Here is a 16,569-nt window from a genome sequence, read left to right as displayed (position 1 = left end):
GCCACCCTTCTGTTTGCACCCGCCTAAGCGGCGGCGGCGGAATGATCCTCGAACAGCGCTTTCAGCTCGCGTTTCAGGATCTTGCCATTGGCGTTGCGCGGCAGCGGCTCGGGCAGGAAGCGGATCGCGACGGGCACCTTGAACGCCGCCAGCCGCTCGCGCACGAACCCCTGCAATTCCGCCTCGGTCGCGGTGCAACCGGGGCACAGGTGGACGATCGCCGCCGGCTCCTCGCCCAGCGTCCGGTGCGGAATGCCGACCAGCGCAGCGTCGGTGACCGAAGGGTGGGCGTAGAGCACGTTTTCCACCTCGATCGAATAGATGTTCTCGCCACCGCGGATCACGATGTCCTTGGCGCGATCGGCGATGAACAGGAAGCCGTCGTCGTCGATCCGCGCGAGGTCGCCGGTGCGCACCCAGCCGTCGACGAAGGTCGCGGCGGTCGCCTCCGGCTTGTTCCAATAGCCCTTCACGATCATCGGCCCGCGCGCCCAAAGCTCGCCGATCTCCCCGCGGGGCAACACGGAGACGCCGTCGTCGGAGCGGATTTCGATATCCGCCGCGGCGACGGGCGCGCCCGCGCTCGCCGGGCGGTTGAGATAATCCTCGGCGCCATGCTGCGTGACGGTCGCGGTCGTTTCCGTCATGCCCCAGCCATTGCCTGGCAGCGCGCCGAATTCCTGGTAGATGCGCCGCACCAGCTCGGGCGCCGAGGGTGCGCCGCCATAGGCGATCGTTTCCAGCGACGAGAGATCGTATTTCGCACGATCCGGGTGCTCGAGCAGTTGCCAGGCGATCGTCGGCACGCCGCCGGTCATATTGACGCGCTCGCGCTCGATGATCTCCAGCGCGCGCGCCGTGTCCCAGCGGCGCATGTAGATCGTCGTCGATCCCGTCGCGATCGTCCCCATCATCCCCGCCGAACAGGCGGTGACGTGAAACATCGGGATGACGGTGAGGCTGACGCGCGGCGTGGGATCAGGCGGCGTTTCGCCCCGGCGCAGATAGCTGCGCGCCGCGGTGAACCCGCTCGACAGGATGTTGGTCATAAAATTGCGATGCGTGCCCAGCGCACCCTTGGGGGCGCCGGTTGTGCCGCTGGTGTAGAAGATCGTCGCCTCGTCGTCGGGGGCGATCTCGGCGGGCGGAAGCGCCATGGCCGCCAGGTTCGGCCAGTCGTGCGGCGTACCGATGATATCTTCGAGCCGCTCCACGCCCTCCGCCAGCGGCGTCGAAGCGCGCGCGACGATCACCCGCTCCAACTGCGGCAGGCTGCCATAGACGTCGTGCAACCGCGCGTGACGTTCGTCATCGACGATCAGCACGCGCGAGCCCGAATCGCGCAGCCCGTAATCCAGCTCGGCGCCCGTCCACCAGGCGTTGAGCGGCACCATGATCGCGCCGATCGATACGGCTGCAAAGAAGGCGACCGGCCATTCCGGCAGGTTGCGCATCGCGAGCGCGACGCGATCCCCCTTCCCCACGCCCAGGGAAACCAGATGCGCCGCAAGCGCGGCGACGGCGCGGTAATGCGCCTCGTATGACACGCGCTCGTCCTCGTAGATGACGAACAACCGGTCGCCGTGGCCGCGACTCGCCTCGATCAGGAATCGCATCGACGGCGGCGCGTTCTTCCACACCCGAGTCGGCACGCCGCGGATCACGACCTCGTCCATCTCGAACTTCGCGCCGGGCGCGGTCAGCAGCGCATCCACCTGGGCCAGCGGCATCGCAGGCCATGTCGGCGGCAGGGGTACGATCGGCTCGCTAGCGGGCGCGCTGGCCATGTCGGCATCCTCTCCATATCGTCCCGCCCGCGCTTGCGGTTACGGTGTTTCGATGAAAGGTTACTGTTGATTCCGCCGCCGCTCAAGGCAATAGAGCAGATAAGTTCGAAACTGGGGTATGTCACCGCATGGCCGACACCGATGCACGCGCGCTGGGCTTCGACCCCGATCGGCTGGCGGCGATCGACGCGTTTCTGAAGGCGCGCTACCTCGACACCGGACGCCTGCCGCATGCACAGCTGCTGATCGCGCGCGATGGCGAGATCGCCCATTTCTCGCATCAGGGGGCGGCGCGTGAAGGCGGGCCAACTATCGACGAACGTTCGCTCTTCCGCATCGCGTCGATGACGAAGCCGATCACCAGCCTCGCCTTCATGATGCTGGTCGAGGAGGGTAAGGTCGCGGTCGATACGCCCGTTCACCACGTCTTGCCGGAGTTCAAAGGCGTCGGCGTTTATGACGGCGGCGGTGGCGGCGTTCCGTTCGTGACCAAAGCGACGACCGAACCGATGCGCATGCTCGACCTGCTGCGCCATACCGCCGGGCTGACCTATGGTTTCCAGAACCGGTCGAACATCGACGCCGCGCATCGCGAATCGAAGCTGGAGAGCTGGCACGGCAACCACGACCTCGACGGCTTCGTCGCGGCGCTGGGCAAACTGCCGCTGGAATTCTCGCCGGGAACGGCGTGGAATTATTCCGTCGCAACCGATGTGCTCGGCGCAGTGGTGCAGCGCGTGTCGGGGATGCCGCTCGACCGGTTCTTCGCCACGCGCATCTTCAGCCCACTGGGCATGCACGACACGTTCTTTGCGGTGCCCGAGGACAAGACCGACCGGCTGACCGATTGCTACACATTGGTCGAGGGCAAGGGCCGCGTGATCTACGATCGCGGCGAGGCGAGCGCGTGGAGCCGACAGCCGAAGTTGCTGTCCGGCGGCGGTGGCCTCGTGTCGACCGCGCTCGATTATCATCGCTTCTGCCGGATGTGCGAGAATGGCGGGACGCTGGACGGTGCGCGGATCGTCGGGCGCAAGACGCTCGAGCTGATGACGATGAACCACCTGCCCGGCGGCAAGGACCTGAGCAGCCTGTCACGGTCGCTGTTCAGCGAGACGCAGAATGCCGGCACGGGCTTCGGCCTGGGCTTTGCCGTGACGCAGGATGTTGCCCGCACGATGATTCCCGGATCGAAGGGCGAATATTATTGGGGCGGGATGTTCTCGACCGCCTTCTTCATCGACCCCGTCGAGCGGCTGCACATGGTGTTCATGACGCAGCTGAGCCCGTCGGGCCTCTACCCGATCCGGCGCGAGCTGAAGACGATGATCTACGCCGCGCTCAATTGATCATTTCACGACCCCGGCGCCGACCGGGGGACGCCTTAGGAAGGACTGACCCGATGACTTCGCCGATCCGCACCGAACGCCACGACGACGTACTCGTCATCATTTCCGACAACCCGCCGGTCAATGCGCTGGGCGCAGCCGTGCGGCAGGGGCTGGAGGCCGCGATCAAGGAAGGCGTCGCCGATGCCTCGATCGCGGCGATGGTGATCCGCTGCGATGGCCGTACCTTCTTCGCCGGCGCCGACATCACCGAGTTCGGCAAACCGATGGTCGAGCCAGGCCTACCCACTGTCGTCGACATGATCGAGGCATCGACCAAGCCGATCGTCGCAGCGATCCACGGCACGGCGCTAGGTGGCGGGTGCGAGGTGGCGTTGGGCTGCCATTACCGCGTCGCGGTGCCCTCGGCGAAGCTCGGCACGCCCGAAGTGAAGCTCGGCCTGCTGCCCGGTGCGGGCGGCACGCAGCGGCTGCCGCGCATCGCCGGGGTCGCGCTGGCGCTCGAGATGACCGCCAAGGGTGATCCGATCAGCGCCAAGAAAGCGCAGGAGGCCGGCCTGATCGACAAGATCGTCGGAGAGGATAGCCTGGAGGCGGATGCGATCGCCTTTGCGAATGAGGTGAAGGCGAAGCGCCCGATTCCCCGCGCATCCGAGCGGACGGTGCAGCCCGACCCGGATGCGGTTGCTGCGTTCGAAAAGGCCAACGGACGCCGCTTCCGCGGCTTCGACGCTCCCGCCGCCAACATCGCCTGCGTCGTGAAGGCGACCGAGACGTCGTTCGCGGACGGCATCGCCTTCGAACGGCAGGAATTCATGAAGCTGATGACGGGCAACCAGTCCGCCGCGCAGCGCCACATCTTCTTCGCCGAACGTCAGGCGGCCAAGATCGACGACGTCCCCGCCGACACCGTCAAGCGACCGATCAAACGCGTCGGCGTGATCGGCGCCGGCACGATGGGTGGCGGCATCGCGATGAACTTCCTGTCGGCGGGCATCCCGGTGACGATCGTCGAGATGGCGCAGGAGGCGCTGGATCGCGGCACCGGCGTGATCCGCAAGAATTACGAGGCGACCGCCGCCAAGGGCCGGATGAAGCCCGAACAGGTCGAAGCGGCGATGGGCGCCCTCAACCCCACGCTCGACTTCGACGCGCTGGGCGATTGCGACCTCATCATCGAGGCGGTGTATGAGAATATGGACGTGAAGAAGGATATCTTCACGCGGCTCGACGGGCTGGCCAAGCCCGGCGCGATCCTCGCCAGCAACACCTCCTACCTGGACATCGATGAAATCGCCGCCGTCACCAAGCGGCCGCAGGACGTCGTCGGCATGCACTTCTTCTCGCCGGCCAACGTCATGAAGCTGCTGGAAGTGGTGCGCGGCGCCAAGACGGCGCCGGACGTGCTGGCGACGGTCATGGACCTCGCCAAGAAGATCAAGAAGGTCGCGGTCGTCGCGGGCGTCACCTATGGTTTCATCGGCAACCGCATGCTGATGCCGCGGCAGGTGGAGGCGAACAAGCTGCTGCTGGAAGGCGCGACGCCGGAACAGATCGACCGCGTCCATGTCGCCTTCGGCATGCCGATGGGGCCGTTCCAGATGGCCGACCTCGCCGGCGTCGATATCGGCTGGCATCGCGACCCGAACCGCATCGAGAACGTCCGCGACGCGCTCGCCGCCGAAGGGCGGTGGGGGCAGAAGAAGCAGGCGGGCTTCTACGATTACGACGAGAAGCGGAACCCCACCCCCAGCCCCCGCGTCGCCGAGATCATCCAGGAATGGCGCGACAAGACCGGCACGCCGCAGCATGAGGTGACCGACGAGGAGATCGTCGAGCGGACGCTGTACACGATGGTCAACGAAGGCGCGTTGATCCTGGAAGAAGGCAAGGCGCAACGGGCGAGCGACGTCGATGTCGTGTGGATCTACGGCTATGGCTGGCCGGTCTATCGCGGCGGCCCGATGTTCTGGGCGCAGAGCGAGGGACTGGGGAAGATCGTGGCGGGGCTGGAGAAGCATGGCTTCACCGCGGCAAAGAGCCTGAAGGACGCCGCGGCCAGCGGTGGGCGGTTGAAGTGAGGGCCCTCCCCCTCTTCGTCATCCCCCCGCAGGCGGGGATCCAGACGCGCAGACGTCACGGCTCTATCGATACGGTAGCGGTTATGGATTCCCGCCTTCGCGGGAATGACGGAGTGTGGGGGTACGAGCCTTTTGCCGAAGCGACGGGCGTATGACCCCGCCCTCCGCCCTCGCCACCGCCGCGGCCGTCCGTGCCGGTGACACCACCGCACTCGCCGAAACCGAAGCCGCGATCGCGCGGATCGAGGCGGCGAATCCCGACCTCAACGCGGTGGTGGTGAAAGACTATGACCGTGCCCGCGATGCGGCCCGCGCGCTCGATGCACGGATCGCGGAGGGGTTCGACGCACCGCTGCTCGGCGTGCCGATGACGATCAAGGAAAGCTTCAACGTCGCGGGCCTTCCGACGACGTTCGGCGTCGAGCAGTTCCGCGATTTCGTCGCTGCGGAGGATGCGGTCGCGGTGCGGCGGCTGAAGGCCGCGGGCGCGATCGTGCTCGGCAAAACCAACGTGCCGCCGCGGCTAGCCGATATCCAATCGAACAACCCGATCTATGGCCGCACCCGCAATGCGTTCGATCCGGCGCGCGTGGCGGGTGGGTCGTCGGGCGGCTCAGCCGTCGCGCTGGCGAGCGGCATGGTGCCGCTGGAATTCGGCTCCGACATCGGCGGCTCGATCCGCGTGCCCGCGGCGTTCAACGGCGTCTGGGGGCACAAGCCGACCTATGGCGTGCTGCCGACCGACGGACATTTCTTTCCCGGCACCGACTTCGCCAAGTCGGTCCTGTCGGTGATCGGGCCGCTGGCGCGCGACGCGGACGATCTGGAGGCGGCGCTGGAAATCGTTGCCGACCACCCGCTTGCACCCGCCAAGCGCCATGGCGAGGAGTGGCGCATCCTGCTGCTGGTCGATGCGCCCAAGGCGAAGGTGCAGCGCGCGATCCGGGATGCGATCGACGATCTTGCCGAGCGCTTCCGCGCGCAAGGTGCGACGGTCGATACGGCGAGCGACCTGCTGCCCGACCTCGAGCGGCAGAACGCCGCCTACGAACAGATGCTCAACATCGCGATGTCGGTGCGCGGGCCGCAACCGCCCGGGCATGAGCCGCCGACGCTGGCGACATGGTTGCACCTGCATGACGAACAGGCGCGCATGCAGCGCCAGTGGCGCCGCTTGTTCGAAACTTACGATGTGGTGGTCGCGCCGACCGTCGGCATGACCGCCTTTCCACACGACGATACCCCCCTGCCCCACCGACGGCTGGACATCGACGGCGAGGATACGCCGTTCCTGCACCAGTTCGCCTTCCCCGGCCTCGCCACGCTGCCGATGCTGCCCGCGACCAGCGTGCCGATCGGCCGCGATGGCGGCGGCCTGCCGATCGGCGTGCAGGTGATCGCCGATGTGTATCAAGACCGCACCGCGCTTGCCGCCGCCCGCGCGGCGCATGCGCTTGCCTGGAGCCAATGATGACCGATCTCGATCAATTCAGAGCCGACACCCGCGCGTGGCTGGAGGCGAACTGCCCGCCAGACATGCGCGAGCCGATCCGTGGGGATCAGGACGTCTGCTGGGGTGGACGCCACTATGATCCCGCCGCCAACCCGGCGCAGGCCCAATGGCTGAAGGTGATGGGCGAACGGGGCTGGACCGTCCCCGATTGGCCGAAGGAATATGGCGGTGGCGGGCTGTCGCCCGCGGAAACCAAGGTGCTGCGTGAAGAGATGCGCGCGATCCGGGCGCGCAATCCGCTCAACAGCTTCGGCATTTCGATGCTCGGGCCGGCGCTGCTGAAATACGGCAGCGAAGAACAGAAGCGCGAACATCTGCCCAAAATCGCCCGCGGCGAAATCCGCTGGTGCCAGGGCTATTCGGAACCCAATGCCGGGTCCGACCTCGCCGGCCTCGCGACCAGCGCCGAGGACGCGGGTGATCATTATATCGTCAACGGGCAAAAGGTGTGGACCAGCTACGCCGACAAGGCCGACTGGATTTTCTGTCTCGTCCGCACCAGCAAGGCATCCAAGCAGGGTGGCATCAGCTTCGTGCTGTTCGACATGGAGAGCCCGGGCGTCTCGACCAAGCCGATCCTGCTCATCAGCGGCTATTCGCCCTTCTGCGAAACCTTCATGGACAATGTGAAGGTACCCAAGGCGAACCGCATCCACGAGGAGAATAAGGGCTGGGACGTCGCCAAATATCTGCTCGGCCACGAGCGGGAGATGATCTCCGGCATGGGCCTGGGCGGTCAGGGCGAAAGCCCGCTGGTGGCGGGCGCGATCGCGACGATCGGACTGGATCATGACGGCCGCCTCGCCGACCCGGTGCTGCGCACGCAGATCGCGCTGTTCGAGGTGCGGGCCAAGGCGTTCGCGGCGATGAGCGAGCGCTTCATCGACGAACTCAAAGCGGGGCGCGCCCACCCCGCCCAGCCGAGCATGATGAAGTACGTCGGCACCGAGCTGAACAAGGACCGCCACGAACTGATGATGGCGGCGGGGGGCTCCGATGCGCTGGAATGGGAGAGCGAGCGATCCAACACCGGCGCGGCGCCCCGCGCCTGGCTGCGAACCAAGGCCAATTCGATCGAGGGCGGGACCAGCGAAATCCAGCTCAACATCATCGCCAAGCGTATCCTGGAACTGCCAGGGGCTTAAGCAACATGTCCCTCTCCCATCGGGAGAGGGAGGGAGCCGTGCGCAGCACGGCGGAAGGGTGAGGGTCGGAAGCAAGCGTAACCGCTCCCCCACCCTCACCCGACCCTCTCCCACAGGGAGAGGGCTTTGGAGAGATCGAAATGCCCCTCTACCTCAACGACGAACAGACGATGCTGCGCGACACGGCGAAGGACTTCGTCGCCGAACATGCGCCCGTCAGCCACTTGCGCGCGCTTCGCGACGCGAACGACCCCACCGGCTTTTCGCGCGACCTGTGGAAGCAATTTGCCGAGATGGGCCTGAACGGCGTGCTGGTGCCCGAGGCGCAGGGCGGTCTGGGCCTGGGCCATGTCGAGGCGGGCGTGGTGCTGGAAGAGATCGGCCGCAACCTGTCCCCCTCCCCGTTCCTCGCCACCGCAGTCGCGGCGGTCGAGGCGCTGAAGGGCAGCGCGCAGGCGGACCGCTGGTTTCCCGGCATCGTCTCGGGCGACACGATCGCCGCGCTGGCGATCGACGAAGGCCCTAAGCATCGCGACCGGATCGCGATGACCGCCGAACGCGCCGGCAACGGCTTCCGCCTGAACGGTGCCAAGCAGTTCGTCACGCATGGCCATGTCGCCGACCTGCTGATCGTCGCGGCGCGCACCGCCGGGTCGGCCGAAGATTCGGACGGCGTGACGCTGTTCGCAGTGCCGCGCGATGCTGCGGGTCTCGAGGCGTCGCCGGAGCGGCTGGCCGATTCGAGCCTCGCCGCGCGGATGACCTTCGACGGCGTGACGGTCGATGCCGACGCGGTGATCGGCGAGGTCGATGGCGGACGCGGCGGGCTCGACCGGTTGCTGCGCGCCGGCCGGGCGGGTGCGTCGGCCGAAATGCTCGGCGTCGCCGGTGGAGCGATGGACATGACCGTCGGTTATCTGAAGGAACGCAAGCAGTTCGGCACGGTGATCGGCAGCTTCCAGGCGCTGCAGCATCGCGCCGCGCACCTGTACAGCGAACTGGAGGTCGCACGCGCCGCGGTGCTGAAGGCGCAGCAACTGCTTGACGCCGGATCGGATGAGGCGGACGAGGCGGTGTCGGTCGCCAAGGCGATGACCGGCATGGCGACGTTGCTCAGCGTTCAGGAAGGCGTTCAGATGCATGGCGGCATCGGCATGACCGACGAATATGACATCGGCTTCTTCATGAAGCGCGCCCGGGTGCTTGCCGAAATGTTCGGCGACACCGGCTTCCACGCCGACCGGCTGGCGCGCGCGGCGGGCTATTGATGAGCGACGAGGTCGTAATCGAGCATCGCGAGCGCACGCCCGAAGAACTGGCGGCGATGCTCGTCACCCTGCTCGACGTCGAGACGCTCGATACCGATCTGTATCGCGGCCCCCGCCAACCGGGTGGCCGCGGTCGGGTGTTCGGCGGACAGGTGATCGCGCAGGCGTTGCAGGCGGCGCAGCGGTCGGTCGAGGGCAAGGATGCGCATTCTCTACACGCCTATTTCATGCGGCCGGGCGACGAGAATTTCCCGATCGTGTATCAGGTGACGCGCGACTTCGACGGCAAGAGCTTCGCGACGCGCCGTGTCGTGGCGATGCAGCAGGGCCAGCCGATCCTGACGATGACCGCCTCGTTCCAGGCGCCCGAGGACGGCCTGCGTCACCAGGACACGATGCCCGAGGTGCCGGCACCCGAAACGTTGAAGTCGGAGCGCGAGCTGCGCCTCGCCGTCGCGGATAAGGTGCCGGAGAAGTTCCGGGATTTCTTCACGCGGCGGCAGAATGCGATCGAGATGCGGCCGCTGTACCCGCGCAGCTGGTTCCTGCCGGAGAAGCGCGCGCCGAACAATGCCGCCTGGTTCCGCACCGCCGCGCCGATCGGCGACGATCCGGCACTGCATCGCGCGGCCCTCGCCTATGCCTCCGACATGGCGTTGATGGCGACGAGCATGATGCCGCACGGCGTCAACTGGCTGATGCCCGAAATGCAGACCGCGAGCCTGGACCATGCCCTGTGGATCCACGAGCCGTTCCGCGCGGACGACTGGCTGCTCTACGTCACCGACAGTCCCTGGGCGGGCCATGCGCGCGGTATGAACCGCGGCAGCATCTTCACGCAGGACGGTCGGCTGGTGGCGAGCGTCGCGCAGGAAGGTCTGATCCGGAAGCGGGCTCCGCGCGGCTGATCGGCGTCAGCGTGACGACGGGCGGCGGCACGTATGCCGGCTTTTCGCCTGGCTTGCGGATGACGTAGCGTACGCGTTCGATGCAGCCGACATAGCCCGGGCCGGGCTTGAACGTCGCGCTGCGCAGCATGTTTTCGGCGGCCGCGCCGAAATCGGCGGTCGGTTCGGCAGCCTGCGCATGGACGTTGCCGATCGCGCCCCAGGGCGCGACGTCGAACGTCACCATCGCCCAGCCTTCGATGCTGCGCGCATTGTAGTTCGTCGGATAGACGAGCTGCGGCTGCCGGTCCCAGACATGCTCGCGCGGGCAGGTTGTCGCGGCAGGGCGCCAGGCATCTTCTTCGGGCGCAGGCGGTGCGGGCAGCAGGGTCGGCGCTTTAAAATAGCCAAAGGTGCAGGCCTTGTGGGCGCCCTTCTCGAAGCGCGAGCGCGCCACCGCCTCGCGCCCCGCCCGGTCGAGCGGCGCCGTGCCGCTACTGTCGAGCGTGCGGATCGCCTTGGGCTTGCCATCGCCCGACACATCGAAGCCGATCAGCGTCCAGCTGACATAGCCCGGCTGATCGGGCAACGCCTTGAAATCCGGAAAGGCACGCAGCAGCGCCTGCGGGGCAGGATCGCCGCAATCGCCGCCGGCATGGATGCGATCCCAGATGCTGCGCGGCGGCGTGGTCCGCGGCGTCATGAAGGTCGCGATGACATCGTGCAGCGGGGCGCCAGCGACCGAGCTGATATCGGGTGTGAAGGTGACGACGCACCCCTTTCGCGCAGCACCTGGGGCGAAGCGGGTCGCGGCGAGCGCCGGGGCGATATCCTCGCCGTCCTGCAGATAGGCACTGCCGCGGCGCACAATGGTCAGCGGCCGACCGCTGGCATCGATCCGGAAGTCGAAGGTCACGGAGGCGCGACCGTTGCCGGTCCAATAGAGGACCGCGCGGCGCGGTTCGGCGGCCATCACCGGCGGCTGGCTGCCCCCGTCGCGGCACAGCACCGGGCTCATCGTCCAGTGGAGCAGCCATTGCCCCGACTCCGGCGCGCGCGGGACGGAGGGCACCGAAATGATCGGCAGGGGAGCAGCCTGCGGGGCGGCGAGAGCGGCGGCGAGGATCAGCAGCATGGCCGCATCCTGCGCGCGCCGCGTGACGGCATCAAGTCAGACGGCGGTCTTGCCATATTCCTGGCGCGTGACCGGGTGGCTCGACGACAGCCCCCCGTCGACCGCCAGCGCCTGCCCGTTGACGTAGCTGGCGTCGTCGGAGGCGAGAAACAGGGCGACCTTGGCGAGCTCTTCCGGCTGGGCGCCGCGCCGCAGGGGGTTGAGGCGGCCGACGCGGTCCATCTTGCCCGCCTCTCGCGCATAATCGAACGTCGGCTTGGTCATGCCGGTTTCGGTAAGGCCGGGGCAGATGGCGTTGACGCGGACGTTGCTGCCCGACAGCTGCTGCGCGGCGACCGCGGCGAGGTTGATGACGCCCGCCTTCGACGCCGAATAGGCGGGCGAGCCCGCGCCGGAGCGGATACCGGCGACGCTGGCGGTCAGCACGATCGCGCCGCCTCCCCGCTCGGCAATCCGCGGCGCGGCGTGCTTGATCGCGAGGAACGGGCCGATCAGGTTCACGCGCAACACGTCGGTGATCAGCGCGACGTCGGTGTCGAAGATGTTGGCCATGCCGCCCGAAATGCCGGCGTTGGCGAACATGATGTCGAGGCCGCCGAAGCGTTCGCAGGCGAGGTCGATCGCGCGGACGACATCGGCTTCGCTGCCGGCATCGATGCGCAGCGCTTCGGCCGTGCCGCCGGCCTGACGGATCGCGTCTGCCGTGGCGTCGGCCCCGTCGGTGAGGTCGGCGACCAGCACGCGGCCACCCTCTGCGGCGAAGGCCATGGCGGCGGCACGGCCGATGCCGCTGCCGGCGCCGGTCACGATGATCGATTTGTCGGTGAAGCGGGCCATCAGATCGTCACCCCGCCATCGACGACCATCGCCTGGCCGGTCATGTAGCGGCTGGCGTCGGACGCGAGATAGACGACCGCACCGGCGATATCGATGGGATCGCCCAGCCGTCGCAACGGCGTGTGCCGGCTGGATCGTGTCTCCGCCTCCGGCGTATCCCACAAGGCGCGGGCGAAGTCGGTCTTGATCAGGCCGGGCGCGATGCAGTTCACGCGGACATTGTCGGGGCCGTATTCGACCGCATAATTGCGGGCGAGCTGGAAGTCCGCGGCCTTAGACACGTTATAGGCGCCGATGACGTCCGAGCCCTTCAAGCCGCCGATCGACGAGACGATGACGATCGATCCCTCGCGCCGTTCGCGCATCTCGGGTGCGACCATCTGGATCAGCCAGTGGTTCGACAGGATGTTATTGTCGAGGATCTTGCGGAACTGGTCGTCGGCGATGCCGGCGAGCGGGCCGTAATAGGGGTTCGACGCGGCGTTGCAGACCAGCACGTCGATCTGGCCCCAGGTCGCGCGCGTCTGGTCCACCAGCGCCTGCAAAGCGGCCTTGTCGGAGATGCTGGCGGCGATGGCCAGCGCCCGGCCCTCCCCGAACGCGGCGTTGATCTCGCCAGCGACCGCGTCGCAGGCATCCTGCTTGCGGCTGGAGATGACGACGCGGCCACCGGCGCGGGCGAGCTCGATCGCGCTCGCCTTGCCGATGCCGCGGCTGGAGCCGGTGACGATGGCGACTTTGCCGGTAAGGTCGAACAGCGACATGGAGGCCCTTTCAAAAGTCACTAAAAGTCACACGAAACCATCTTTTTCGCCTCGCACTGCATGCGAGCTATACCGCCCAAGCCGTTGATTAAGCGCCAGCCGCTTGTGCGAAGTGCCAGCTCGCCGCGGCGAGGCGGTGGACCTGCGCTGCCGACCGTTCGGCCTGCGCGCTCGACGCGGTGCCATCGACGATCCGCTTCTTGATGCCCTGAACGATGCCGGTCAGGCGGAACAGGTTGTAGGCGAAATACCAGTTGAGATCGGGCACGCCGTCGCGGCCTGTGCGCGCGCAATAGCGGTCCACCATCTGCTCGATCGTCGGGATGCCGGTGGCGGGGCCAGTCTGTCCCTTCACGCCCGATCGGCCTTCCGGCTCCGTGACCCAGCTCATGAGGAAATAGCTGAAGTCGGCGAGCGGATCGCCGAGCGTCGACAGCTCCCAGTCGAGCACCGCGATGACGCGGGGCTCAGTCGCGTGGAAGATCATGTTGTCGATGCGATAGTCGCCGTGGACGATCGACGTGCGCGTCTGGTCCGGCACTGTGCGTGGCAGGAAGTCGATGAGCTTCTCCACCTCTGGCATGTGTTCGGTTTCGCTGGCGCGATATTGCTTGGTCCAGCGTTCGACCTGGCGGGCGAAGTAATTGCCGGGCTTGCCGTAATCGCCAAGGCCCGCGGCGACGTGATCGGTGTTGTGGAGGTCGGCGAGCGTGTCGACCATCGCATTGTAAATGCCGGTGCGCTGGTCGGGCGTATAGTCCGGCAACGTGCCGTCCCACAGGTTGCGCCCGTCGGCGAGGCCCATGACGTAGAACATCGCGCCGATGACGCTGTCGTCGGTACACAGGCCATAGGGCTTCGCGACCGGAAAGCCGGTAGGGTACAGGCCGGCGATCAGCCGATATTCGCGATCCACCGCATGGGCGGAGGGGAGCAACGGCCCGAACGGCTTGCGGCGCAGGACATAGGCGCCCGACGGGCTGTCGATGCGATAGGTCGGGTTGGACTGGCCGCCCGCGAATTTGGCGTAGGTGAGCGGGCCGGTGAAGCCGGCGACGTTCGCCTCCATCCAGCGGGTGAGGTTCGCCTCGTCGAGCCGGTCCTTGTCAGCGACGGCGATGGTGCCGGGGGGTGTGGTCATGCGACTGCCTTTTGGAATGCGCGATGGACTGCCCCGCCTCCTCCGTCACCCCGGACTCGTTCCGGGGTCCACTCCGCGGCGAAGGGGGCGGTTCGAGCCTCGTGCCGTGCCCGTGCGGCCCGGTGGCCCCCGGACCAAGTCCGGGGTGACGAGGTACTGTGGGCACTCCTCATGCGAAGGTAATCACGCTGCGGGTGGCGTCACCCTTGCGGAGTTCGTCGAACGCGTCGTTGATCCGATCCAGCGGCATGCGTTCGGCGATGATCGTGTCGAGGTCCAGGCTCCCGCGCATGTAGAAATCCACCAGGCGCGGGATATCGACGGGGAAGCGGTTGCTGCCCATCAGGCCACCCTGCAATTTCTTGCCCGAGAGAAGGTCGATCGCGGACAGGCCAACCTTCTCCGACGGCGGCAGCATGCCGAGGATCGTCGCGGTGCCGCCGCGGCGCAGGACCTTTACTGCGGTGGCGGCGCTCTGCGGACGGCCGACCGCCTCGATCGCATGATGGACGCCGCCACGCGTGATCTCGACCACCTCGTCCGCCGCCGTGTCCGACAACGCGTCGATACTGTGCGTCGCACCGAGCTTTTCGGCGAGCGCGCGCTTTTCCGGCACGGGATCGAGCGCGATGATCTTGCCCGCGCCCGCGATCTTGGCGGCGTTCACCGCGGCGAGGCCGATGCCGCCGCAGCCGACGACGCACACCGTTTCGCCCGGCGTGACATCGGTCGTGTTGAACACCGCCCCGGCCCCCGTCGTCACCGCGCAGCCGATCAGCGCGGCCCGGTCCATCGGCATTTCCGGGTCGATCGCGACGCAGGCATGTTCGTGGACGAGCATCATCTCGGCATAAGCCGACAGGTTGAGCATCTGGGCGACCGGCTGGCCGTCGAGGGTGAGGCGCGGCGCGGCGCCTTTGGGCCGGCGGACGCCCGCGTCGACGCACAGGAACATGCGCCCCGTGACGCAGAATTCGCAATGGCCGCAGAAGGCGCTGAGGCAGGTGACGACATGATCGCCGACCTTCACGGTACGCACTTCGCTGCCCACCGCCTCCACCACGCCGGCGGCCTCGTGCCCCGGGATGGTGGGGAGTGCGTGCGGGTAGATGCCGTCGACGAAATGCAGGTCGGATCGGCAGACGCCCACTGCGACGGTGCGGATCAGGACTTCGTGCGGGGCCGGATCGGCGACGGCGACGTCCTCGATACGGAGCGGGGTCTTGGGTTCGAAGAGGACGGCGGCTTTCATGGGAATGGTCCTATAACAAGAGGCCGTTCGCACCGGCCCTCACCCTATCGCCGGCTTCGCCGTCTCTTCCCTCTCCCGCTGGGAGAGGGAGGGAGGCGCGCAGCGCCGGAAGGGTGAGGGTCGTGTCGATCAGGCGCGCGCGGGGCGCTCCGCGGCATAGTCGCCATATTTGCCGAATTCGGCGCGGGCGATGGCGCGGTTGTGAACCTCGTCCGGCCCGTCGGCGAAGCGGAGCGTGCGCAGGGCCGCCCAGGCATGCGCGAGGTGGAAGTCCTGGCTGACGCCGCCGCCGCCATGCGCCTGGATCGCGTCGTCGAGGATCTGCAGCGCCATCGTCGGCGCGGCAACCTTGATCATCGCGATCTCGAGCTGCGCGGCCTTGTTGCCGGCCTTGTCCATCATGTCCGCGGCCTTGAGGCACAGAAGGCGCGTCATTTCGATGTCGATGCGCGCCTTGGCGATCCGCTGTTCCCACACGGAATGATCGGCGATGCGCTTGCCGAACGCGACGCGGCTGAGCAGGCGCTTGGCCATCGCCTCGATCCCCGTTTCGGCGACGCCGATGGTGCGCATGCAATGGTGGATGCGGCCCGGCCCAAGCCGCCCCTGCGCGATCTCGAAGCCGCGGCCTTCGCCGAGCAGCACGTTCTCGACCGGCACGCGCACGTCCTTCATCACCACCTCGCCATGGCCGTGCGGCGCATGGTCATAGCCATAGACGGTCAGCATGCGTTCGATGGTGACGCCGGGCGCGTCCATCGGCATCAGGATCATGCTCTGCTGCTGGTGGCGCTTGGCCGAGGTGTCGGTCTTGCCCATCACGATCGCGACCTTGCAGCGCGGATCGCCGACGCCCGACGACCACCATTTGCGGCCGTTGATGACGTAATGATCGCCGTCACGGACCATCGACGTTTCGATGTTGGTTGCGTCGGACGAGGCAACGGCGGGCTCGGTCATCAGGAAGGCGGAGCGGATGTCGCCGTTCATCAGCGGCCGCAGCCATTGCTCCTTCTGCTCGCGCGTGCCGTAGCGGTGGAAGACCTCCATGTTGCCGGTGTCGGGCGCAGAGCAGTTGAACACTTCCGACGCCCAGCCGATCCTGCCCATTTCCTCGGCGCACAGGGCGTATTCGAGGTTGGTGAGCTGCGTGCCTTCGAACGCGAACGTGTCGTCGACATGGGTCTGGCCCGAGTTGGGCGGCATGAAGAAATTCCACAGGCCGGCGGCCTTCGCCTTCGCCTTGCACTCTTCGATGACCGGGATCACCTTCCAGCGCTCGCCCTCATGCTCCTGCGCGTCATGTTCGGCCTGGCGGGGGCGGATTTCCGAATCGATGAACTGGCGGACGCGGTCGCGGAAATAGGTTTCCCGCTCGCTCAGGGTGAAGTCCATGGGGCGTCTCTCCAA

13 protein-coding genes are annotated in these 16,569 nt (G+C 67.2%); 6 read left to right on the top strand and 7 right to left on the bottom strand.

Annotated elements, in window-relative coordinates; genetic code table 11:
• Positions 1–23: 23 nt before the first annotated feature.
• Complete coding sequence (locus GGR47_RS12765) at positions 24–1,787, bottom strand: class I adenylate-forming enzyme family protein (protein WP_147034758.1); 1,764 nt, start codon at positions 1,785–1,787, stop codon at positions 24–26.
• A gap of 128 nt (positions 1,788–1,915) precedes the next feature.
• On the opposite strand from GGR47_RS12765, the gene GGR47_RS12760 reads away from it, so the two are divergent.
• The 6 genes from GGR47_RS12760 (at position 1,916) to GGR47_RS12735 (ending at position 10,051) form a co-directional block, all read left to right on the top strand.
• The gene (locus tag GGR47_RS12760; RefSeq protein ID WP_147034757.1) at positions 1,916–3,136 is read left to right on the top strand and encodes a serine hydrolase domain-containing protein; all 1,221 of its coding nucleotides are present in this window, start codon (positions 1,916–1,918) and stop codon (positions 3,134–3,136) included.
• Positions 3,137–3,189: 53 nt separating this feature from the next.
• Positions 3,190–5,217 carry a 3-hydroxyacyl-CoA dehydrogenase NAD-binding domain-containing protein gene (locus GGR47_RS12755; RefSeq protein WP_147034756.1) on the top strand — a complete coding sequence of 676 codons (2,028 nt, stop codon included), beginning with the start codon at positions 3,190–3,192 and terminating at the stop codon, positions 5,215–5,217.
• Between the two features lie 151 nt (positions 5,218–5,368).
• Positions 5,369–6,688 (top strand): amidase family protein, encoded by a 1,320-nt coding sequence (locus tag GGR47_RS12750; protein ID WP_147034755.1) that lies wholly within the window; start codon positions 5,369–5,371, stop codon positions 6,686–6,688.
• Positions 6,685–7,875, top strand: coding sequence for an acyl-CoA dehydrogenase family protein (locus tag GGR47_RS12745; protein ID WP_147034754.1), 1,191 nt, complete (start codon positions 6,685–6,687; stop codon positions 7,873–7,875). Before GGR47_RS12750 ends, GGR47_RS12745 begins: the two co-directional genes overlap by 4 nt.
• Before the next feature lie 140 nt (positions 7,876–8,015).
• Entirely contained in the window at positions 8,016–9,143 is a 1,128-nt protein-coding gene (locus GGR47_RS12740) for an acyl-CoA dehydrogenase family protein (protein ID WP_147034753.1), read from the top strand.
• Positions 9,143–10,051: an acyl-CoA thioesterase gene (locus tag GGR47_RS12735; protein WP_147034752.1), complete on the top strand. Its 909-nt coding sequence runs from the start codon at positions 9,143–9,145 to the stop codon at positions 10,049–10,051. Before GGR47_RS12740 ends, GGR47_RS12735 begins: the two co-directional genes overlap by 1 nt.
• Here GGR47_RS12735 and GGR47_RS12730 read toward each other — a convergent pair.
• The 6 genes from GGR47_RS12730 to GGR47_RS12705 form a co-directional block, all read right to left on the bottom strand.
• Complete coding sequence (locus GGR47_RS12730; RefSeq protein WP_147034751.1) at positions 9,978–11,165, bottom strand: energy transducer TonB; 1,188 nt, start codon at positions 11,163–11,165, stop codon at positions 9,978–9,980. The two genes, GGR47_RS12735 and GGR47_RS12730, sit on opposite strands and share 74 nt — an antisense overlap.
• 36 nt (positions 11,166–11,201) lie before the next feature.
• Positions 11,202–12,002, bottom strand: coding sequence for an SDR family NAD(P)-dependent oxidoreductase (locus GGR47_RS12725; RefSeq protein ID WP_043059775.1), 801 nt, complete (start codon positions 12,000–12,002; stop codon positions 11,202–11,204).
• Positions 12,002–12,766, bottom strand: coding sequence for an SDR family oxidoreductase (locus GGR47_RS12720; RefSeq protein ID WP_147034750.1), 765 nt, complete (start codon positions 12,764–12,766; stop codon positions 12,002–12,004). The genes GGR47_RS12725 and GGR47_RS12720 overlap by 1 nt, the downstream gene beginning before the upstream one ends.
• Before the next feature lie 88 nt (positions 12,767–12,854).
• A complete protein-coding gene (locus GGR47_RS12715) occupies positions 12,855–13,907 on the bottom strand; it encodes a phosphotransferase family protein (protein ID WP_147034749.1) in 1,053 nt (350 codons plus the stop codon).
• A 169-nt stretch (positions 13,908–14,076) separates the two neighbouring features.
• The gene (locus tag GGR47_RS12710) at positions 14,077–15,159 is read right to left on the bottom strand and encodes a Zn-dependent alcohol dehydrogenase (RefSeq protein ID WP_147034748.1); all 1,083 of its coding nucleotides are present in this window, start codon (positions 15,157–15,159) and stop codon (positions 14,077–14,079) included.
• 129 nt (positions 15,160–15,288) lie between these two features.
• Positions 15,289–16,554: an acyl-CoA dehydrogenase family protein gene (locus GGR47_RS12705; RefSeq protein WP_147034747.1), complete on the bottom strand. Its 1,266-nt coding sequence runs from the start codon at positions 16,552–16,554 to the stop codon at positions 15,289–15,291.
• Positions 16,555–16,569 lie beyond the last annotated feature (15 nt).

Source organism: Sphingomonas aquatilis, from assembly GCF_014196115.1.
GTDB classification, from domain to species: domain Bacteria; phylum Pseudomonadota; class Alphaproteobacteria; order Sphingomonadales; family Sphingomonadaceae; genus Sphingomonas; species Sphingomonas aquatilis.
The sequence above is the reverse complement of the archived record's forward strand: the minus strand, read 5'-3'. Positions and strand labels throughout refer to the sequence as shown.